Source organism: Pseudomonas iridis, assembly GCF_017980685.1.
GTDB lineage: Bacteria > Pseudomonadota > Gammaproteobacteria > Pseudomonadales > Pseudomonadaceae > Aquipseudomonas > Aquipseudomonas iridis.
In genome coordinates, this window is sequence record NZ_JACXXO010000001.1 from 381,229 (window position 1) to 402,117 (window position 20,889).

The following is a 20,889-nucleotide window of genomic DNA, read 5'->3' on the forward strand; positions in this document are numbered from 1 at the left end:
CTACAATTTCAAACCTTGCAACGACTTTTGTAACAGGGTGGGTACGTGGCCAAGGTGTTTACAAACAACCATGAACGTAAGTATATTACTTAGCAAGCTACTTATCCACCCGATAGTATTTTTTTACCCTTCCACACTTCTTGTGCGTTTTTTGCGCGCCTGACCCGAGGATCTTCATGCAATTCAAGCCAGCTGTTACCGCTCTGGTCACTGCCGTCGCCCTGGCATCGCTGCTCAGCGGATGTAAAAAGGAAGAAGCGGCACCGGCCGCTCCGCCTCCTCAGGTCGGCGTCGTCACCCTGCAACCACAAGCGTTTACCCTCACCTCCGAGCTGCCGGGCCGCACCAGTGCGTTCCGCATTGCTGAAGTGCGACCACAGGTCAACGGCATCATTCTCAAGCGTCTGTTCAAGGAAGGCGGCGATGTCAAAGCCGGCCAGCAGCTCTATCAGATCGATCCGTCGGTTTATGAAGCGACCCTGAAAAGCGCCGAAGCCAACCTGCGTTCGACCAAGTCGATCTCCGACCGCTACAAGCAATTGGTCGATGAGCAAGCCGTGAGCCGTCAGGAATACGACACTGCCGTGGCCAACCGCATGGAATCGGAAGCGTCCTTGCAGACCGCACAGATCAACGTGCGCTACACCAAGGTCTACGCGCCGATTTCCGGTCGCATCGGTCGCTCTTCGGTCACCGAAGGTGCGCTGGTCAACAACGGCCAGACCGACGCGATGGCTGTGATCCAGCAGCTCGATCCGATCTACGTCGACGTTACTCAATCCTCGGTTGAAATGCTGGAACTGCGTCGCGAGCTGGAAAGTGGTCGCCTGCAAAAGGCCGGCGACAATGCTGCCGCAGTCAAGCTGACCCTCGAGGACGGCAGCCAATACAAGCTCGACGGCAAGCTGGAATTTTCCGAAGTCTCGGTTGACCAGACCACCGGTTCCGTAACCCTGCGTGCCGTGTTCCCGAACCCTGATCACACCTTGCTGCCAGGCATGTTCGTCCACGCCCAGTTGCAGGCCGGCGTGAACAGCGCCGCGATCCTCGCGCCACAGCAAGGCGTGACCCGCGACCTCAAAGGCACCCCGACCGCACTGGTTGTCGGCCCGGACAACAAGGTTGAACTGCGTCAGCTCAAGGCCAGCCGCACCGTAGGCAGCCAGTGGCTGATCGAAGATGGCCTGAAAGCGGGCGATCGTCTGATCACCGAAGGTCTGCAATACGTCAAACCTGGTGTCGAAGTAAAAGCCAGTGAAGCGACCAACGTCGGAGTAAAGAACCCGGCCCCCGCACAGGCAGCTGATAAAGCCGCCGGCGGCAAAGGGGAGTAACCCATGTCAAAATTCTTCATCGACCGTCCGATTTTCGCCTGGGTAATTGCCCTGGTGATCATGTTGGTCGGGGCACTTTCGATCCTGAAATTGCCGATCAACCAGTACCCGAGCATTGCGCCACCGGCCATTGCGATCTCCGTGACCTACCCGGGCGCCTCGGCGCAAACCGTGCAGGACACCGTGGTCCAGGTGATCGAGCAACAGCTCAACGGTATCGACAACTTGCGTTATGTGTCCTCGGAAAGTAACTCCGACGGCAGCATGACCATCACCGCGACCTTCGAGCAAGGCACCAACTCCGACACCGCGCAGGTACAGGTTCAGAACAAGCTGAACCTGGCCACCCCGCTGTTGCCGCAGGAAGTGCAGCAACAAGGTATCCGCGTGACCAAGGCAGTGAAGAACTTCCTGCTGGTGATCGGCGTGGTGTCGCGTGACGGCAGCATGAGCAAGGACGACCTGTCCAACTACATCGTGTCGAACATGCAGGACCCGATCTCCCGTACTGCGGGTGTCGGCGACTTCCAGGTCTTCGGTGCCCAGTACGCGATGCGCATCTGGCTCGATCCGGCCAAGTTGAACAACTTCAACCTGACCCCGGTCGACGTCAAAACCGCGATTGCTGCGCAGAACGTTCAGGTGTCCTCCGGTCAGCTCGGCGGTTTGCCGGCCGTGCAGGGTCAGCAGCTTAACGCGACCATCATCGGCAAAACCCGTCTGCAGACCGCCGAGCAGTTCAAAGAGATTCTGCTCAAGGTCAACAAGGACGGCTCGCAGGTCCGCCTCAAAGACGTTGCCAGTGTGGGCCTGGGTGGTGAGAACTATGCGATCAGCGCCCAGTTCAACGGCAGTCCGGCATCCGGCCTGGCGGTAAAACTGGCCAACGGTGCCAACGCCCTCGACACGGCCAAGGCCTTGCGTACCACCATCGACGGCCTGAAACCATTCTTCCCGCAAGGCATGGAAGTGGTATTCCCGTACGACACCACTCCGGTGGTGACTGAATCGATCAAGGGTGTGGTTCACACGCTGATCGAAGCAGTGGTGCTGGTGTTCCTGGTGATGTTCCTGTTCCTGCAGAACTTCCGCGCCACGGTCATTACGACCATGACGGTGCCGGTGGTACTGCTCGGTACATTCGGCATCCTCGCCGCCGCCGGTTTCAGCATCAACACCCTGACCATGTTCGGTATGGTGCTGGCCATCGGCTTGCTGGTGGACGACGCCATCGTTGTGGTGGAAAACGTCGAGCGGGTGATGAGCGAGGAAGGCTTGTCGCCCAAGGAAGCGACCAAAAAGTCCATGGGTCAGATCCAGGGCGCACTGGTCGGTATCGCGCTCGTACTGTCGGCGGTACTGCTGCCGATGGCGTTCTTCAGCGGCTCCACGGGTGTGATCTACAAGCAGTTCTCGATCACGATCGTTTCGGCTATGGCCCTGTCGGTACTGGTTGCCCTGATCTTCACCCCGGCGCTCTGCGCAACCATGCTCAAGCCGATTCCGAAAGGCGAGCACGGTACGCCGAAGAAAGGCTTCTTCGGCTGGTTCAACCGCAACTTCGACCGCGGCGTGCGGAGCTACGAACGCGGTGTCGGCAACATGCTGACCCGCAAGGCGCCGTACTTGCTGGCTTACCTGCTGATCGTCGTCGGCATGATCTGGCTATTCACTCGCATTCCAACCGCGTTCCTGCCGGAAGAAGACCAGGGCGTTCTGTTCGCCCAGGTGCAGACGCCGGCGGGCTCCAGTGCAGAGCGCACTCAGGTGGTCGTGGATGAAATGCGTGAATACCTGCTGCGTCCGAACAAGGATGGCGGTGAGGCTGACGCGGTGGCTTCGGTGTTCACCGTAACCGGCTTCAACTTCGCCGGTCGTGGCCAGAGCTCGGGTATGGCGTTCATCATGCTCAAGCCGTGGGGCGAACGAGACGCTGATAACAGCGTGTTCAAACTGGCCGCCCGTGCTCAACAGCACTTCTTCAGTTTCCGCGACGCGATGGTGTTTGCCTTCGCACCACCCGCAGTACTGGAGTTGGGTAACGCCACAGGTTTCGACGTGTTCCTGCAAGACCGTGCCGGTATCGGTCACGAAAAACTGATGGCAGCACGCAACCAGTTCCTTGGCATGGCGGCGCAGAGCAAAGTCCTGACTCAGGTGCGTCCGAACGGCTTGAACGACGAACCGCAGTTCCAGCTGGAAATCGATGACGAGAAGGCCAGCGCCCTTGGCGTTACCATCAACGACATCAACAACACCTTGTCGATTGCGTTGGGTAGTAGCTACGTCAACGACTTCATCGACCGTGGTCGAGTGAAGAAAGTGTACATACAAGGCCAGCCGGACTCGCGCATGAGCCCGGAAGACTTGAAGAAGTGGTATGTGCGCAACGCCTCCGGCACCATGGTTCCGTTCTCCGCATTCGCCAAAGGCGAGTGGATCTACGGGTCGCCGAAGCTGGCGCGCTACAACGGTGTGGAAGCGGTAGAAGTGCTGGGTGCTCCGGCGCCGGGTTACTCTACCGGTGAGGCCATGGCGGAAGTCGAAGCGATTGCCAAGAAACTTCCTTCGGGTGTCGGTATCTCCTGGACCGGTCTGTCCTATGAGGAACGTTTGTCCGGCTCGCAAGCACCAGCGTTGTACGCCTTGTCGCTGCTGATGGTGTTCCTGTGTCTGGCGGCGCTGTATGAAAGCTGGTCGATTCCGATCGCGGTCATGCTCGTGGTTCCACTGGGGATCATCGGTGCGTTGATGGCCACCAGCCTGCGCGGTCTGTCCAACGACGTGTACTTCCAGGTGGGCCTGTTGACAACCATTGGTCTGGCAGCGAAAAACGCCATTCTGATTGTCGAGTTCGCCAAGGAGCTGCATGAGCAAGGGCGCAGTCTGCGCGAAGCGGCGATTGAAGCCTGCCGCATGCGTCTGCGACCGATCATCATGACGTCGCTGGCCTTCGTGCTCGGTGTTGTGCCGTTGGCAATCTCGACCGGTGCCGGTTCGGGCAGCCAGCATGCAATCGGTACTGGCGTGATTGGCGGTATGCTGACGGCCACGATCCTGGCGATCTTCTGGGTCCCACTGTTCTTCGTCACCGTGTCTTCCATTGGTCAGCGTAAAAATGCCGACAAGGATGACGCCATAGAAACTCCTAAAGAGGCTGGCCAATGAGCAAGTCGCTACTCTCCCTCGCAGTCGCCGCCTTCGTGCTGAGCGGTTGCTCGCTGATACCTGACTATCAGCAGCCTGAGGCCCCGGTCGCAGGCCAATACCCGCAGGGGCCGGCGTACTCGCCGGCCCAGGCACCGGCGCAAGCCGCTGCCGAGCAGGGCTGGAAGCAGTTTTTCCATGACCCGGCCCTGCAACAGCTGATCCAGGTTTCGCTGGAAAACAACCGCGACCTGCGTGTCGCGGCACTGAACATCGACGCTTATGCGGCTCAATACCGCATTCAACGTGCCGACCTGTTCCCTGCGGTTTCGGCCAATGGCAGCGGCAGCCGTCAGCGTCTGCCGGCGCGCGCGTCGCAGACCGGCGAGTCGATGATCAGCAGTTCGTACTCCGCCACCGTCGGCATCAGCGCCTACGAACTCGACCTGTTCGGTCGGGTGCGCAGCCTGAGCGAACAAGCGTTGCAACAATACTTCGCCACTGAAGAAGCGCGTCGCAGCACCCAGATCAGTCTGGTCGCCAGCGTCGCCAACGCCTATCTGACCTGGCAGGCCGACAAGGAACTGCTCAAGCTGACTCAGGACACCCTCGGTGCCTTCGAAGAAAGCTACAAGCTGACCAGTCGCAGCAATGAAGTCGGTGTGGCCTCGGCACTGGATCTGGCGCAGTCGCGCACCTCGGTGGAAAACGCCCGGGCGCAGCTGGCGCGTTACACCCGCCAGGTGGCTCAGGACGAAAACAGCCTGACCCTGCTGCTCGGCACCGGCATCCCGGCCAATCTGCAAACGGCCAAACCTCTGGCCGATGACCTGCTCAGCGACGTACCGCCGGGCCTGCCATCGGACCTGCTGCAACGTCGTCCGGACATCCTTCAGGCCGAGTACAACCTGAAGGCCGCCAACGCCAACATCGGCGCCGCCCGTGCAGCGTTCTTCCCGAGCATCAGCCTGACCGCCAACGCGGGCACCCTGAGCCCGGACCTGTCCGGTCTGTTCAAGGGTGGTTCGGGGACGTGGCTGTTCCAGCCGCAGATCAACCTGCCGATCTTCAACGCCGGCAGCCTGCGCGCCAGCCTCGACTACGCCAAGATCCAAAAAGACATTGGCGTGGCGAACTATGAGAAGTCCATTCAAACGGCCTTCCAGGAAGTCGCCGATGGCCTGGCCGCACGCCAGACCTACACCGAGCAATTGCAGGCGCAGCGTGATTTCGTACAGGCCAACCAGGATTACTACCGCCTGGCCGAGCGTCGTTACCGCATCGGTGTCGACAGCAACCTGACCTTCCTCGATGCCCAGCGTCAGCTGTTCAGCGCCCAACAAGCGCTGATCACCGACCGCCTCGCGCAGCTGACCAGTGCGGTCAACCTGTACAAGGCATTGGGTGGTGGCTGGAATGCGCAGACTGCGCAAAACGAAACACAGAAAGAAGAAGCACCGAAGATGAAGTTGTTCTGATCATCTGCTGAACACAAAGAGCCCACCTTATTGGTGGGCTTTTTGTTGCCTGCCGGAAAGTTGTGTTGTCTGGGCGGGCGCTATCGCTGGCTTGCCAGCTCCCACAGGGTTCTCGGGTGTACCCGGGGTATGTGAACAACCCAAAAACCTGTGGGAGCTGGCTTGCCAGCGATAAGGCCATCACCTGCATCGCAAAACCCGGCCCAATCTTGCGTTCGATAATCGCCCCAAAACCGCTTTCCCCGATTGAAACCCCGCCTCCGCGCCCCGCACCATTCATCCCACAAAACCAATAACATCAGGTTCGACACCATGCCCCCGCGCCCTGCCCTGTCCGGCTGATCACCGCCGCTCATTCCGAAATCTGCAAGCCAATGCCCGCCGCGAAAAACGCCGGCACCGGACTCCGTTCGCCCCAAAAAAATAACAAGAGAAACTGCAATGACCCACCCAACTGCGCCGTACGCATTCCCCGGCCTGATCGCCTTGGCACTGGCTTGCGCGGCTTTGCCCGTTGCGGCTGAAGAAGCCGGTTTTGTCGAAGGGGCCAAGGTCAACCTGAACCTGCGCAACTTCTACATCAACCGCAACTTCACCAACCCGACCAAGGCTCAGGGCAAGGCTGAAGAGTGGACGCAAAGCTTTATCCTCGACGCCAGATCCGGCTTCACCCAAGGCACCGTCGGCTTCGGCATGGACGTGCTCGGGCTGTATTCGCTGAAGCTTGACGGCGGCAAAGGCACTGGCGGCACGCAACTGTTGCCGCTGGATCATGACGGTCGCCCGGCGGACAACTTCGGCCGCACCAACGTCGCGTTCAAGGCGAGGCTGTCGCAGACCGAAGTGAAGGTCGGCGAATGGATGCCGGTACTGCCGATCCTGCGTTCGGACGACGGTCGCTCGCTGCCGCAAACCTTCCGCGGCGGTCAGATCACGTCGAAAGAGATCGACGGCCTGACGCTTTACGGCGGTCAGTTCCGCGCCAACAGCCCGCGCGACGACAGCAGCATGAGCGACATGTCGATGACCGGCAAAGCGGCGTTCACCTCTGATCGTTTCAACTTCCAGGGTGGTGAATACGCTTTCAACGAAAAACGCACGCAGATCGGTCTGTGGAATGCCGAGCTCAAGGACATCTACAGCCAGCAATACATCAATCTGGTCCACAGCCAGCCACTGGGCGAATGGACCCTGGGCGCCAACCTCGGTTTTTTCTACGGCAAGGACGACGGCAGCGCGCGCGCCGGGGATCTCGACAACAAGACCTGGTCCGCATTGTTCTCGGCAAAATATGGCGGCAGCACCTTCTATGTCGGCCTGCAAAAACTCACCGGCGACAGCGCGTGGATGCGCGTCAACGGCACCAGCGGCGGCACCCTGGCCAACGACAGCTACAACGCCAGCTACGACAATGCGCAGGAGCGTTCCTGGCAGGTCCGCCACGACTACAACTTCGTAGCCCTCGGCGTTCCCGGCCTGACGCTGATGAACCGCTACATCAGCGGCGATAACGTACACACCGGGACCATCACCGACGGCAAGGAGTGGGGCCGCGAATCGGAACTGGGCTACACCGTGCAGAGCGGCGCGCTCAAGGACTTGAACGTCAGATGGCGAAATTCGACCATGCGCCGGGATTTCAGCAATAACGAGTTTGATGAGAACCGGTTGATCGTCAGCTATCCGATCAGTTTGCTCTAACCTCCCCCTCTGTAGGCACTGCGATCTTTTGATCTTGAAAAATAGAATCAAAAGATCGCAGCGTGCCGCAGCTCCTACAAAAAAGGCCGTATCAAGACGCCACCCGTCAGGTCAGCTGGAGCTTTTTTTGCTGGCGAGTAGAGTTTAAAAACCTGAAGGACTCAGGCGTACAACCCTACCCACTTCCGTTATCTGTTGTAGTTGGTCCCTCAAGACTTGAGCCAGGTTGTCACGGAAGACACTGCTGATCACCGGAGGACCACCTCATGATCGCTCGACTCAAAACGGCACCCGACTGGGATGCCAAGGCTTACCAGCAGTTTTCCCGTCTCAGGCAACGCCCGGTCAACGAATTGCTCGACCGTGTCGACCTGCAAACCCCACAGCGTATTTACGACCTTGGTTGCGGCACGGGCATTGCCACTCAGTTGTTGGCCGAGCGCTGGCCACACGCGCAACTGCAGGGAATCGACAGCTCGCAGCAAATGCTTGAACAAGCCCGCTGCCTGCCGATCAACGCATCGTGGCAGCACTGCGACGTGCTCGAATGGCGACCCGAACAACCGGCTGACCTGCTGTTCGCAGCGGCGGTTCTGCATTTCATCAACGGTCATGAAACGTTACTGCCGAACCTGCTGGGTCTGCTAAATGATGGAGGGTGCCTGGCAGCGCACATGCCGGACTGGCGCGATGCATTGTGGTATCGACTGATGCTCGACACCCTCGACGATGCCGGCCCCGGCAACACGCCACTGGGCACACCGCAACTGCGCCAGCGCATGGCGGCGCGGCCCTTGCTGTCACTTGAGGATTACTACCGTTTGCTCGCACCGTTGACCGCGTCGCTGGACATCTGGGAGACCGAGCAATTGCAGGTGGTTGACGGCAAGTCGCCGGTGTATGACTGGATCAAAGTTTCGGCGCTAAGGCCGGTGATGCAGGCGCTGACGTCGGAGGAACAGGCGCGCTTCATTTATCACTTTCTGATGCGTGTGCATGCGCATTATCCGCAGGAGGAAAACGGGCACACGCTGTTTCCGTTCAAGCGCATTTTCATTGTGGCCACAGTCTGAAGATCAAAAGATCGCAGCCTTCGGTAGCTCCTACTATGCAATGCAATCCCCTGTAGGAACCGCCGAAGGCTGTGATCTTTTCAAACCCGACAATCACTCCCGGGATTCAACACCCAGCTCATCCCACACCGACTCAGCCAGATGAAACGTCGCGTTCGCCGCCGGAATCCCGCAGTAGATCGCGCTCTGCATGATCACTTCCTTGATCTCGCCACGGCTCACGCCGTTATTGGCCGCCGCGCGCAGGTGCAGTTTCAGTTCGCCCTCGCGGTTCATGCCGATCAGCATGGCGATGGTGATCAGGCTGCGGGTATGCCGAGGCAAACCTGGGCGGGTCCAGATGTCGCCCCAGGCGTGGCGGGTGATCATCTCCTGAAATTCCGAGTTGAACTCGGTCAGTGTGGTCAGGCTGCGATCGACATGCGCGTCGCCCAACACTGCGCGGCGGACCTGCATGCCTTCGTCGTAACGTTGTTTCTCGTCCACAAAAACTTCCTCACTGAGCCTTTAAAAAAGCCAACACGCGATCGCTGAAAGCTATACCTGCCTGCACGTTTGAAAGGTGCGCCGCGTAGAACTCGGCGTACTCCGCACCGCGCACATGCTCCTGAATGAAGTGGCCACCGGACGGTGGCGTCACAGCGTCTTCAGTGCCGGCGATCACCAGCAGCGGCACGTTGATGGAGGCCAGTTGTTCCCGGAAATCGGCATCGCGCACCGCCGCGCAATTGGCCGCATAACCTTGCGGCGAGGTCGCCGCAAGCATGTCGGTAATCTGCTTGGCCGCCGCCGGATGGGCTTGGGAAAAGTCCGGGGTAAACCAGCGGCCAATCGACGCATCGCGCAGGGCAACCATTGCTGACGCACCGTCACGCAGCACGGTTTCAATGCGCGGATTCCACACTGACGGATCGCCGATTTTCGCTGCCGTGTTGCACACGATCAGTTTGTGCAGCCGATGCCCGGCATTGATCCCCAGCCACTGACCGATCAACCCGCCCATCGATAACCCGCAGAAATGCGCACGCTCGATATGCAGCGCATCCAGCAGCCCGAGCACGTCGTGGCCCAGTTGCTCGATGCTGTACGGCCCCGGCGTCACCAACGACTTGCCGTGCCCGCGGGTGTCGAAACGCAGCACGCGAAAGTGCTCGGTGAATGCCGGCATCTGCACGTCCCACATGTGCAGGTCGGTGCCCAGCGAGTTGGACAGCACCAGCACCGGCGCATCGACCGGGCCTTCAATTTGATAGTGCAGTTCGCCATCGGCGAGTTGAACGAAAGCCACAGCCCTCTCCTTCAGACAGTCAAAGCGTTGTGTTCGGCCACCGCACGCTCGACCCAGACCTGCGCCTGACCGAGGTAATGGGCGGGGTTCAAAAGATTATCCAGTTCAGCGCTGCTCAATTGCGCAGTGACCTGCGGTTCGTCACCGAGCACGGCGCGCAAGTGGCGCTGTTCGGCCACGGCACGTTTGCAGCATTGTTCGAGCAAGTGATGCGCGATGTCGCGGCCGACCCGTTGTGCGAGCACGATACTCACCGCTTCGGCCAGCACCAGCCCTTGAGTCAGGTCGAGGTTGCGCGCCATGCGTGCGGCGTCTACCTCCAAGCCATCCGCCAACAGGCGCGCCTGTTGCAGTGAGCCCGAGACGAGGCAGCAGATTTCCGGCAAGGTTTCCCATTCGGCATGCCACAGACCGAGGCTACGCTCGTGCTCCTGCGGCATGGCGCTAAACAACGTCGACACCAGCCCTGGCACTCGCGTGGCGGCGCCGATCAACACGGCGGCGCCGACCGGATTGCGCTTGTGCGGCATGGTTGACGAACCGCCCTTGCCCGGTGCCGAAGGCTCGAAAACCTCAGCCGCCTCGGTCTGCATCAACAGACTGATGTCGCGGCCAAGTTTGCCGAGGCTGCCGGCGATCAAACCCAGTACCGCACCGAACTCCACCACGCGATCACGCTGGGTGTGCCACGGCTGTTCCGGCAAGGTCAGTTGCAGTTCTTCGGCCAAGGCCTGGGCAATCGGCAATGCCTGTTCGCCCAATGCCGCGAGGGTGCCCGACGCTCCGCCGAATTGCAGCACCAGCAAACGGGGTTTCAGCTCGCGCAAACGCTGGCGGCTGCGGGTCACGGCGCCGAGCCATCCGGCGATTTTCATGCCCAGAGTCACCGGTGTCGCGTGTTGCAACCACGTGCGCCCGGCCATTGGCGTTGCCGCGTGGCGCTGAGCCTGCGCAGCAAGAGAATCGGCCAGCTGCGCAAGATCGCTTTCGATCAGATCCAGCGCCTGACGCAATTGCAGGACCAACCCGGTATCCATTACGTCCTGACTGGTCGCACCCAAATGCACATACCGCTCGGCCTCGGCGTCGGTTGCGGCAATCTGCTTGCCCAACGCCTTGACCAGTGGAATCGCCGAATTGCCCGCCGTGGCAATCGCCTCGCCCAGCGCTGCGAAGTCATAGAGGTCGGCGCGACAGGCCTTCTCGATGGGCGCAACAGCGCTCGCCGGAATCAAACCCACCCGCGCCTCGGCCCGGGCCAGCGCCGCTTCGACGTCGAGCATCGCCTGCACACGGCCCTGATCACAGAACACTTCGCGCATATCGCGGGCGGTGAAGTAGGCATCGAACAATTGATTGCCCGATCGCTGAGTCATAAAAATCCTTGCCGGCGCGGGCCATCGCGGCCCGCGCACATGGGGTTACAGATCGTGGTGCAAATATTTCGCCTGCTTCGGCAACCGCAGGCTGAACAGGAAGGCCACCGCCATCATCGCCGTGACGTACCAGTAGAAGACGTTTTCCATGCCGCCAGCCTTGAGGCTCAGCGCAACGACTTCCGCCGAACCACCGAAGATCGCGTTCGCCACCGCATACGCCAGGCCGACGCCGAGGGCGCGGACTTGCGGCGGGAACATTTCGGCTTTCACCAGACCACTGATCGAGGTGTAGAAACTGACGATGGCCAGCGCCACGGTGATCAGCACAAACGCCAGGAACGGACTGCTGACACTTTTCAGGCTAAGCAAGATCGGCACCGTGAACAACGTACCGAGAGCGCCGAACCAGAGCATCGAACTGCGTCGGCCGATCTTGTCGGCGAGCATGCCGAACAGCGGCTGCATGCACATATAAAGGAACAGCGCGCCGGTCATGATGTAGCTCGCGGTCTTGGCGTGCATGCCGGCGGTGTTCACCAGGTATTTCTGCATGTAAGTGGTGAACGTGTAGAAAATCAGCGAACCACCGGCGGTGTAGCCAAGCACGGTGATGAACGCGGCTTTGTGATCGCGGAACAACGCGCGGATGCTGCCGGCGTCCTTGTTCTCGCGCATTTCCTTGCTGGTGGTTTCTTTCAGCGAACGGCGCAGGAGCAGCGAAATCAGCGCCGCCACCGCACCGACCACAAACGGAATCCGCCAGCCGTAGGCACGCAGGTCGTCTTCAGTGAGGAACTGTTGCAGCACCACCACCAGCGACACCGCCAGCAATTGTCCGCCGATCAGCGTCACGTACTGGAAGGAGGCAAAAAAACCGCGCTGGCCCTTGAGCGCAACTTCGCTCATATAGGTCGCGGTGGTGCCGTACTCGCCGCCCACCGACAGGCCTTGCAGCAGACGTGCGAACAGCAACAGCACTGGCGCCCAGACGCCGATGTCCTTGTAAGTCGGCAGGCAGGCGATGAGCAACGAACCGAAGCACATCATCAGAATCGAGATCAGCATCGAGTTCTTGCGGCCGTGCTTGTCCGCCACCCGGCCAAAAATCCAGCCGCCAATCGGCCGCATCAGGAAGCCTGCGGCGAACACGCCAGCGGTGTTGACCAGTTGTACGGTGGGATTGTCGGAGGGGAAAAACGCCGGGGCGAAATAGATCGCGCAGAAGGCGTAGACGTAGAAGTCGAACCATTCGACGAGGTTGCCGGACGAAGCGCCGACAATCGCGAAGATGCGCTTGCTGCGCTCTTCGCCGGTGTAATGGGCGGTCTGGGTTGTCATTATTTTTCACTCAATAGGGACAGTCAGAGTCTAGACACACTTTGCAACAGTCCCGTTCCACAAGCTGGAACATCAAAAGATCACAACCTTCGGCAGCTCCTACAGAAAGCACATTCCAAATGTAGGAGCTGCCTAAGGCTGCGATCTTTTGCTCTTGATCTCAATAATCGAAGAACACCGTCTCGGCATCAGTGCCCTGCAAAATCACATTCCAGTGATAAACCCCCGACGCATCCGGCCTGGCCAGCAACGTCGCACGACGTTCGGCCGGCACGCATTCGAGCAGCGGATCAGCAACGTTGGCCGGCTCACCCTCAAAGTAGATTCGCGTCAGCAAATGCTTCACCAACCCGCGTGCAAACACCAGCACCACCAGATGCGGCGCCTGGGTCGAGCCCTTCAGGCCCTCAACCGTACCCGGTTTGATCGTGGTGAAACGGAAGCGCCCCTGCGCATCCACCGGCACCCGGCCAAACCCTTCGAAATGCGGATCGAGGGGTTTGTCCTGCTCGTCTTCCGGGTGGTCGTACTTGCCAGCGGCATTCGCCTGCCACACTTCAAGCATGGCGTCGTTGACGACATCGCCATTGCCGTCCACCACTTGACCGGTGATCGCCACGCGCTCGCCGAGGGTTTGTTCATTGGCGAGGTTTTCGCGGTTCAGCCAGGTCAGGCCGATGTGGTAATACGGCCCGACGGTGTGGGACGTGGTCGCAGTCAGCGTCATCTTATTTCTCCATCGGCGTGGCTTCACGCCCGCGCAGCACGATGTCCCAGCGATAACCGAGGGCGTAGGACGGAATGGTTTTCTCCAGATCGAAACTGGCGATCAGACGTTCCTTGGCCGACGTGTCTGGCACGCAGTTGTAGATCGGGTCGTAGGCCAGCAGCGGATCGCCGGGGAAATACATCTGTGTGACCAGTCGGGTGAGAATGCTCGGCCCGAACAGCGAAAAGTGGATGTGCGCCGGGCGCCAGGCATTGTGATGGTTACCCCACGGATAGGCGCCAGGCTTGATGGTCTGGAACTGATACCAGCCGTCCGCATCGGTCACGGTGCGGCCGGTGCCGGTGAAGTTCGGGTCCAGCGGCGCGTCGTGCAGATCGCGCTTGTGGTTGTAGCGGCCGGCGGCGTTGGCCTGCCAGATCTCAACCAGAATCCCCGGCACCGGCAAGCCGTTTTCGTCGAGCACACGGCCATGGATGATGATGCGCTCGCCCTGCGGCTCGCCGTCGTGTTGGGCGGTCAGGTCGTTGTCCTTCTCGGCAATACGCTCGGCGCCGATGGTCGGACCGGTGATTTCCGACAGCGAATGCGGCAGAAACACCAACGGCTTGGACGGCGAGCGCAGATTGGTGGATTGATACGCCGGGTGCAGGTACTCAGGCTGGGTGCCTTCCTGCGGGCGACGGTAACCAGGCTTGTCAGACATTTCGATTTCCTCTGTTCTTCTTCGTCACGGCGGCGTCAGACGCGTTCGATGGCCAGGGCCAGACCTTGGCCGACTCCGACGCACATGGTCGCCAGACCTTTCTTGCCACCGGTCTTTTCCAGCTGATGCAGGGCAGTCAGCACCAGCCGTGCACCGCTCATGCCCAACGGGTGCCCCAAGGCAATCGCGCCGCCGTTGGGGTTGACCTGCGCGGCATCGTCCGCCAGCCCTAATTCACGCAGCACCGCCAGGCCTTGGCTGGCGAAGGCTTCGTTGAGTTCGATCACATCAAAATCACCGACCGCCAGACCAAGGCGCTCGATGAGTTTGCGCACCGCCGGCACCGGGCCGATGCCCATCACCCGGGGCGCTACCCCGGCACTGGCCATGCCCAGCACTCTGGCGCGGGCGGTCAGGCCGTGTTTTTTCACCGCGTCAGCCGAGGCCAGAATCAGCGCGGCAGCGCCGTCGTTGACCCCGGAGGCATTGCCGGCGGTGACGGTTTTGTCCGGGCCGTTGACCGGTTTCAGTTTGCGCAGGGCTTCAATCGTGGTGTCGGCACGCGGATGTTCATCTTGGCTGACCACGGTTTCGCCCTTCTTGTGCGCAATCCGCACCTCGACGATTTCTTCGGCGAAGTAGCCGGCTGCCTGCGCGGCCGCAGTACGTTGCTGACTGCGCAGGGCGAAAGCGTCCTGATCCTCGCGGGAAATTTCATAGTCATCGGCGACGTTGTCGGCAGTCTGCGGCATCGCATCGACGCCGTACTGCGCCTTCATCAACGGGTTGATAAAACGCCAACCGATGGTGGTGTCTTCCAGTTTCATGTTGCGCGAAAACGCCGCCTCTGCCTTGCCCATCACAAACGGCGCGCGGGACATCGACTCTACGCCGCCGGCAATCGCCAGCTCCATTTCGCCGCTGGCGATAGCACGGAACGCGGTACCGATCGCATCCATGCCCGAAGCGCAGAGGCGATTGAGGGTCACGCCCGGCACGGTTTCCGGCAGGCCCGCCAGCAGCAACGCCATGCGCGCGACGTTGCGGTTGTCTTCGCCGGCCTGGTTGGCGCAACCGAGGAACACCTCGTCGATTGCGTTCCAGTCCACCGATGGATTTCGCTCCATCAACGCCTTGATCGGCACGGCAGCCAGATCGTCGGCGCGCACGGCGGCCAGACCACCGCCGAAACGGCCAATGGGGGTGCGAATCGCGTCGCAGATATAAACGTCACGCATCATGCTTCTCCCGGTGCCTGACCGTGGGCCGCCGCGGTGCGCGCTTCGAGATCGCGCAGCGCGGTCAGTTCGACTTCGCTCGGTTCGGCAGTGGTGTCGACGTTGTCGGCAAAACGGATGGCCCAACCGGTGGCGGCGATCACTTGCTCGCGGGTCACGCCCGGATGCAGCGCGGTGACCACGAACTCATGGGTGCCCTCTTCCGGCTCCATGGTGCACAGGTCGGTGATGATGCCGACCGGGCCAGCGCCCGGCAGGCCCAGGCGCTTGCGCGAATCACCGCCCTCGCCATGCCCGACCGAGGTGATGAAATCGAGCTTGTCGACAAACGAACGCGCCGACTGTTTAAGGATGATCAACACGCTTTTCGCCGAACCGGCAATCTCCGGCGCGCCACCGGCACCCGGCAGACGCACTTTCGGCGCGTGGTAGTCGCCCACCACGGTGGTGTTGATATTGCCGAAGCGGTCGACCTGCGCCGCGCCGAGAAAACCGACGTCGATGCGTCCGCCCTGCAACCAATAGCGAAAAATCTCACCGGTCGGCACCACGGTGTCAGCGGTTTCCGCCAGTTCGCCGTCACCGATGGACAGCGGCAACACGCTTGGCTTGGCGCCAATCGGGCCCGATTCGTAGATCAGCACCACGTCTGGCGACGAGGTCAGGCGTGCGAGGTTGGCAGCCTTGGAGGGCAGGCCGATACCGACGAAGCACACCGAGCCGTTTTTCAGACGACGGGCCGCCGCGACGGTCATCATTTCATTGGTGGTGTAAGTCATTACTTGGCCTCCGAAGCAGCGGCCAACTTGGCCTGGAATTCGCTGAAATCAGCGCTGCCATGGATGTATTCGTTGATCCACGCAGTAAACGTCTCACGGTCGCGGGCGATCGGGTCCCACGCCTGATAGAAACGGTTATCGCGCTCGTTGTAACCGTGGGCGTAGGACGGGTGCGCGCCACCGGGCACATGGCACACCGCACTCAGGGCCCAGGTCGGCAGAACACAGGAATTCATCGGGGCATTGAGGTCATCGACAAGCTCTTCGACGGTGACAATGCAGCGCTTGGCGGCCAGTGCGGCTTCCTTCTGCACACCGAGAATGCCCCACAGCAGCACGTTGCCTTTGCGGTCGGCTTTCTGCGCGTGGATCACCGTGACGTCCGGGCGCACCGATGGCACCGCCGCCAATACTTCACCGGTAAACGGGCAAGTGACGGACTTGATCAGTGGATTGACCTTGGGCAAGTCGGAACCGGCGTAGGCGCGCAGCACCGCGAACGGTAGGCCCGAAGCGCCAGCCACGTAGGCATTGGCCAGGTCGGCGTGGCTGTGTTCTTCGATTTCCAACGGCTGCGGCCATTGCTTCTCGACCGCGTCGCGCAGACGGTGCAGCGAACCCACACCTGGATTACCACCCCAGGAGAAAATCAGTTTGCGCGCACAACCGGCACCGATCAGTTGGTCGTAGATCAGGTCAGGCGTCATCCGCACCAGCGTCAGATCTTTCTTGCCCTGACGAATGATTTCATGACCCGCCGCCGTAGGGATCAGGTGAGTGAAGCCTTCGAGCGCAACGGTGTCGCCGTCGTTGACGAATTGCTTCACCGCGTCGTGCAGCGAAAGGATCTCAGCCATGGAGCGGGCTCCCGTTTTTGTAGTGGATCGCCAGTGATAAAAAGGCGCGAGGTTCAGCGCCGGAGTCACTGAAGATTAAGCCTGTGAAAATCACCAGACAATCCGATAATCGACTGAGTGTTCGTTTATCGAACAGATTGTTGTCAGCCTAACAATCAGATCAAAAGCTTCGTCGGAGCGGCGCCCGAAGCAAGCTCGCTCCCACAATTTGAAATGCATTCCATTGCGGGAGCGGGCCTGCTCGCGAAGGGGATGGAACCTTCAACGAATATTCATACGATGAAACTCAAGTCGCATCCGCATGACTGACCATGCCCTTGATCACGACAGCAGCAGTCGCCAACGCCGCCGGAATCACCAATGCCGTCAACACCTGCTCAAAATTCCAGCCCAATCCGAGCAACGTCGCGCCCATCCACGCCCCGAGAATCGCGCCAAAGCGGCCGATCCCGAGCATCCACGACACACCGGTCGCCCGGCCCTGGGTTGGGTAGAACCGCGCTGCCAGTGACGGCATTGCCGATTGCGCGCCGTTGACGCACATCCCCGCTACCAGTACCAGCGTCGCCAGCAGCGTGATGTTGCCCAGGCTCTGCCCCACCGCGTAGGCAAACACCCCGGCCAACAGGTAAAAAGTGCCGATGACCTTGTGCGGATTGAACCGGTCCATCGCCCAGCCTACGCCGACCGCGCTCAACACCCCGCCGAACTGGAACAACGCACCGATGAACGCTGCCTGCTCCATGCTCGCGCCGCTGTCACGCATCAGCGTCGGCAGCCAACTGGTCAGCAGATAGACGATCACCAGGCCCATGAAATAGGTCAGCCACAACAATAAGGTGCCGGTGCTATAGGTGCCGGAGAAGATCACCGCAAACACGTTGCGTGCCTTGACGGTTTTCTGTTCCGGCACGCTGAAGCTTGAAGCCTGGGCGACGGTAACCGGATCGATTGGCGCCAGCGTCTTGCGCACTTTGTCAGTGCCACGGTTGCGCACCACCAGATAGCGCGCCGACTCCGGCAGCCAAAACACCAGCACCACGGTGAGAATCAGCGGCAGAATCCCGCCGATCAGCAACAGGCTGTGCCAGCCGAACGCCGGAATCAGCTTCGCCGAAATGAACCCGCCACCGGCCATGCCGAGGTTGAAGCCGCAGAACATGCTGGTCACCAACAGCGACTTCTTGCGCTCCGGGGTGTATTCCGAGAGCAGCGTAGTGGCGTTGGGCATACCGGCGCCCAGGCCCAACCCGGTGAGGAAACGCAGGACCAAAAGCTCTTCGATGTTGGTGGCGTAGGCCGACGCCAGGCTAAACGCGCCGAACAGAAATACCGCGCCGACCAGCACGACTTTGCGCCCGAAGCGGTCTGCCAGAGGCCCGGAACCGAGTGCGCCGAAGACCATGCCGATCAACGCGGCGCTCATCACGGGGCCGAGGCTGGCGCGGTCGATGCCCCAATCCTGCGACAACGCCGGGGCAATAAACCCCATCGCCGCGGTGTCGAGGCCATCGAGAAACACAATCAGGAAACACAGGATCACCACTCGCCACTGATAGCGCGAGATCGGTTGAGCATTGATGAAGGTCTGCACGTCGAGGCAGTTACCCACAGCGGACTGAGGCTGGTTCATTATTTTTATTCCACGCAAAAAACGCAGTCGAACGGCGGCCGGCCAGAGAGCGGCACAGGCACAAGAATAGAAGGTCGGGATCAGGCGTTGCGTTGAATCCGGCGACAGCGATCAGTGCGGAGACAGTCGGGGAGCATGCGCATGGTGAGTTGCCTCTTGTCATTATTATGGGAGTCGGCAGTCCGGCGAGCTCATTCACATCGGCGCCGGATGACGCTGCCGCGACATTAATGATCCAGGGGTTTTAGCGTCAATTCGATAAACGCAACACTGTGCGTTTATCGAACAGCTTCATCAGGCAAACAGCTGCGCACTGAGGTCGCGACTGGCGCTGAGCAGGCCCGGCAGAAAGCGCTGCTCCAGCTCGGTACGGCTGACACGACCGGCGTGGGTGCTGACGTTGAGCGCCGCCACCACTTGGCCGGAAGCGTCGTAAACCGGTACGGCAATCGAGCGCAGGCCTTGTTCCAGTTCCTGATCGACAATGCACCAGCCCTGCTGCCGCACTTGCTGCAAGCATTCGAGCAAGGCGTCCGGGGTGTGGATCGTGCGGCTGGTCTTGGCAACGAGTTCGGCGTGGTCGAGGTATTCACCTAACGACGTGTCGTCCAGCGCCGCCAGCAGAATCCGCCCCATCGACGTGCAATATGCCGGCAGGCGCCCGCCCACCGACAGATCCACCGAGATCAAACGCTGGGTGGTCGCCGAACGGGCGATGTACAGAATGTCATCGCCCTCCAGCGTGGCCATGTTGCAGGCTTCGTGCAGTTGCTCGCTCATGCGGTCGAGGTACGGCTGAGCGGACACGGCCAGCGGCGTCGACGACAGATAAGCGTGGCCGAGGGTCAGCACTTTGGGCAGCAACGAGTAGGTGCGACCGTCCGTGGTGGCGTAGCCGAGTTTGATCAAGGTGTGCAGGCAACGGCGCACGGCAGCGCGGGGGATTTCCGTGCGATGACTGATCTGGGCGATGGTCAGGTGCCGTTTGCGCTCCTGAAATGCCTGAACCACCGCCAGGCCACGGGCCAGCGAGGTCATAAAATCCGGATCCCCCGTCAGCGCCTGAATGCGCTTGGCCGGCGAGGCGACGATCGGCGGCGCCACGGAAGTGAAGGAGTTGCGCATTTGATCGTTCATTTCAGGTCCTTATCCGGCACGGATCGATGGCTATACAAGCGGCTCGCGGCGGGATGCACAAGGGTTGCGACGCGAAGATTGGGCGATTATCGAACCGCCGACCGATTATCGCAATTGATCCGGTAGTGTTTGCCTGACCTCATGTGACGTTTGCTGACTTCGTCGGCACATTGAATTTTCGTCTGAGTTGCTCGACTAAATGACGTCAAAAACAGATCACTTGGCAAATAACGGTCTGTGCGCAGTTCAACTAGCGATAAAAGTTGCGAGTAACAAAACAATCACACATCCGGAACCGTTTTTAACTTGGCAAAGATAGTCATTCCCGAATCGACCGCTATAATGCACCTCAGTGGGATCCCGTTCTCAAATACCGGGGTCGCCACCCGCTGACGCGATGTCCATCGCTGTCGGCCCCGGCCAGCGCCTGGCACTTATTGTCAATGTAACGCCAACGCTCGCTGAAACTGGAAACTGATGCTGCGTCAGTTTTAATCTGGTGCCGTAGCCGCCTGCTAGACGCAAGTCTTGATCGTCTTGCCGATCCCAGCAACGCCTGTTCAGGTGTTGGCCTTCGGTAGATTGCTCAATCGATTCGTTGCAGTGCGTTTCACCAGACATTTAACTCAACTCATACAGGTAGCACTGTGACGAAAGACGAACTGCGCGCGGAACTTGAGCGCCAGGAACAACGTTACAAGGAAGTTTACGGCGGGGAAGTCACCACCTACGCCGCTCAGCCAGAACCAGAACGCAAGGCGTGGCGCAAGCGCCCCACCGTTCAGGATCAGGTCTTCAAGCAGGAAATCGAAAAGATCGAAAAGGAACTCAAAGCCGAAGAGCCATGAGCCAACCGGTTTTGATATTCGAGGGTCAGTGCGCACCGTTTACAAGCGCGGTGTGATGACGATGCCCTGTGCGCCCGCTATCCGCGGGCAGCAGCCATTGCCCCGTCCTACAGGGTGATAGGAAGCTTCTTACAGGTTTCATTTATATTTCAGACAAGCGTATGAGCCCGTGTTTTATGGGGCAAAAGCCCCGCCATCACTGGCCTTTCCCAATAAAATCAGTAAC

At 60.2% G+C, this 20,889-nt stretch carries 17 protein-coding genes; 6 read left to right on the forward strand and 11 right to left on the reverse strand.

Going from position 1 to position 20,889, the window contains the following annotated elements:
* Positions 1-176: 176 nt before the first annotated feature.
* From emhA to IEQ42_RS01815, 5 genes are all read left to right on the forward strand, one after another.
* Entirely contained in the window at positions 177-1,334 is a 1,158-nt protein-coding gene (emhA, locus tag IEQ42_RS01795) for an efflux RND transporter periplasmic adaptor subunit EmhA (protein ID WP_042558017.1), read from the forward strand.
* Positions 1,335-1,337: 3 nt separating this feature from the next.
* Positions 1,338-4,502: an efflux RND transporter permease subunit gene (emhB, locus tag IEQ42_RS01800; protein ID WP_210622129.1), complete on the forward strand. Its 3,165-nt coding sequence runs from the start codon at positions 1,338-1,340 to the stop codon at positions 4,500-4,502.
* A complete protein-coding gene (gene emhC, locus IEQ42_RS01805; RefSeq protein WP_210702369.1) occupies positions 4,499-5,959 on the forward strand; it encodes an AdeC/AdeK/OprM family multidrug efflux complex outer membrane factor in 1,461 nt (486 codons plus the stop codon). The genes emhB and emhC overlap by 4 nt, the downstream gene beginning before the upstream one ends.
* Positions 5,960-6,400: 441 nt before the next feature.
* The gene (locus tag IEQ42_RS01810) at positions 6,401-7,660 is read left to right on the forward strand and encodes an OprD family porin (protein WP_210702370.1); all 1,260 of its coding nucleotides are present in this window, start codon (positions 6,401-6,403) and stop codon (positions 7,658-7,660) included.
* Between the two features lie 266 nt (positions 7,661-7,926).
* On the forward strand, positions 7,927-8,733 hold the full coding sequence (locus IEQ42_RS01815) for a methyltransferase domain-containing protein (RefSeq protein ID WP_210702371.1): 807 nt from the start codon (positions 7,927-7,929) through the stop codon (positions 8,731-8,733).
* A 93-nt stretch (positions 8,734-8,826) separates the two neighbouring features.
* Here IEQ42_RS01815 and pcaC read toward each other — a convergent pair whose 3' ends face one another.
* The 11 genes from pcaC to pcaR form a co-directional block, all read right to left on the reverse strand.
* On the reverse strand, positions 8,827-9,219 hold the full coding sequence (gene pcaC / locus IEQ42_RS01820) for a 4-carboxymuconolactone decarboxylase (RefSeq protein ID WP_007917093.1): 393 nt from the start codon (positions 9,217-9,219) through the stop codon (positions 8,827-8,829).
* A gap of 10 nt (positions 9,220-9,229) precedes the next feature.
* Positions 9,230-10,021: a 3-oxoadipate enol-lactonase gene (gene pcaD, locus IEQ42_RS01825; protein WP_210702372.1), complete on the reverse strand. Its 792-nt coding sequence runs from the start codon at positions 10,019-10,021 to the stop codon at positions 9,230-9,232.
* A gap of 11 nt (positions 10,022-10,032) precedes the next feature.
* Entirely contained in the window at positions 10,033-11,397 is a 1,365-nt protein-coding gene (locus tag IEQ42_RS01830; RefSeq protein WP_210702373.1) for a 3-carboxy-cis,cis-muconate cycloisomerase, read from the reverse strand.
* 45 nt (positions 11,398-11,442) lie between these two features.
* Positions 11,443-12,738 carry an MFS family transporter gene (locus IEQ42_RS01835; RefSeq protein ID WP_210702374.1) on the reverse strand — a complete coding sequence of 432 codons (1,296 nt, stop codon included), beginning with the start codon at positions 12,736-12,738 and terminating at the stop codon, positions 11,443-11,445.
* Between the two features lie 160 nt (positions 12,739-12,898).
* Positions 12,899-13,465: a protocatechuate 3,4-dioxygenase subunit alpha gene (gene pcaG / locus IEQ42_RS01840; RefSeq protein ID WP_210702375.1), complete on the reverse strand. Its 567-nt coding sequence runs from the start codon at positions 13,463-13,465 to the stop codon at positions 12,899-12,901.
* Position 13,466: 1 nt separating this feature from the next.
* A complete protein-coding gene (gene pcaH, locus IEQ42_RS01845) occupies positions 13,467-14,171 on the reverse strand; it encodes a protocatechuate 3,4-dioxygenase subunit beta (protein WP_210702376.1) in 705 nt (234 codons plus the stop codon).
* A gap of 35 nt (positions 14,172-14,206) precedes the next feature.
* Positions 14,207-15,412, reverse strand: a complete 1,206-nt coding sequence (gene pcaF, locus IEQ42_RS01850; RefSeq protein ID WP_210702377.1) for a 3-oxoadipyl-CoA thiolase — start codon at positions 15,410-15,412, stop codon at positions 14,207-14,209.
* A complete protein-coding gene (locus IEQ42_RS01855) occupies positions 15,409-16,188 on the reverse strand; it encodes a CoA-transferase subunit beta (RefSeq protein WP_210702378.1) in 780 nt (259 codons plus the stop codon). Before IEQ42_RS01855 ends, pcaF begins: the two co-directional genes overlap by 4 nt.
* A complete protein-coding gene (locus IEQ42_RS01860) occupies positions 16,188-17,045 on the reverse strand; it encodes a CoA transferase subunit A (protein WP_200613429.1) in 858 nt (285 codons plus the stop codon). The genes IEQ42_RS01855 and IEQ42_RS01860 overlap by 1 nt, the downstream gene beginning before the upstream one ends.
* A 286-nt stretch (positions 17,046-17,331) precedes the next feature.
* Positions 17,332-18,678 carry a 4-hydroxybenzoate transporter PcaK gene (gene pcaK, locus IEQ42_RS01865; RefSeq protein ID WP_047300030.1) on the reverse strand — a complete coding sequence of 449 codons (1,347 nt, stop codon included), beginning with the start codon at positions 18,676-18,678 and terminating at the stop codon, positions 17,332-17,334.
* Between the two features lie 294 nt (positions 18,679-18,972).
* Positions 18,973-19,815, reverse strand: coding sequence for a pca regulon transcriptional regulator PcaR (gene pcaR / locus IEQ42_RS01870; RefSeq protein ID WP_042558002.1), 843 nt, complete (start codon positions 19,813-19,815; stop codon positions 18,973-18,975).
* 647 nt (positions 19,816-20,462) lie between these two features.
* On the opposite strand from pcaR, the gene IEQ42_RS01875 reads away from it, so the two are divergent.
* Positions 20,463-20,663: a hypothetical protein gene (locus IEQ42_RS01875; protein ID WP_008080067.1), complete on the forward strand. Its 201-nt coding sequence runs from the start codon at positions 20,463-20,465 to the stop codon at positions 20,661-20,663.
* The last annotated feature ends 226 nt before the right edge of the window (positions 20,664-20,889 follow it).